The following is a 663-nucleotide window of genomic DNA, read 5'->3' on the forward strand; positions in this document are numbered from 1 at the left end:
GCGTTTTGCAACGCTTGGGACTGCAAGCATTGAGAGACTCGAACATATCGCCGCTTCATTCTTATTACGGAGAATGAAGACGATACGTCGTTTCAATTTTCAGCTTGTTCCGGATTGTTAAAGAGCATAATACTTCGCAGCACACCGTTTCCGGTTTGCTCTGAAGTATTGTTTTGAGTCACTGTAATGGTGGAGCTAAGCGGGATCGAACCGCTGACCTCCTGCGTGCAAGGCAGGCGCTCTCCCAGCTGAGCTATAGCCCCATACAGTTACTGCAGAGACCACTACTACCACTCACCAGGAGTTCCGTTTTTGACAAACGGTAATTTCTTTTCAGGCAAGGCAAAGTGGCGCGACGTATAGTTCACTATACGAGCGGCGCTTTAACGCAGCATGAGAAGAAATTTGGTAGGCCTGAGTGGACTTGAACCACCGACCTCACCCTTATCAGGGGTGCGCTCTAACCACCTGAGCTACAAGCCTGTAGAGGTTTTTTCTGCTCGTTACTTTCTATCAGACAATCTGTGTGAGCACTTCGCGGGAAGGTATCTTCAGGTAAGGAGGTGATCCAACCGCAGGTTCCCCTACGGTTACCTTGTTACGACTTCACCCCAGTCATGAATCACAAAGTGGTAAGCGCCCTCCCGAAGGTTAAGCTACCTA

The 663-nt window shown here is 49.3% G+C and carries 2 tRNA genes and 1 rRNA gene; all 3 read right to left on the reverse strand.

Annotation, left to right across the window (positions count from 1 at the left end):
• Positions 1–187: 187 nt before the first annotated feature.
• Positions 188–263, reverse strand: a tRNA-Ala gene (locus K5Y32_RS24795).
• Between the two features lie 143 nt (positions 264–406).
• Positions 407–483, reverse strand: a tRNA-Ile gene (locus tag K5Y32_RS24800).
• A gap of 73 nt (positions 484–556) precedes the next feature.
• A 16S ribosomal RNA gene (locus K5Y32_RS24805) occupies positions 557–663 on the reverse strand; the annotation flags it as partial.

Origin of the sequence: Pantoea sp. DY-15, from assembly GCF_019795935.1 — a bacterium.
Lineage (GTDB): Bacteria > Pseudomonadota > Gammaproteobacteria > Enterobacterales > Enterobacteriaceae > Pantoea > Pantoea leporis.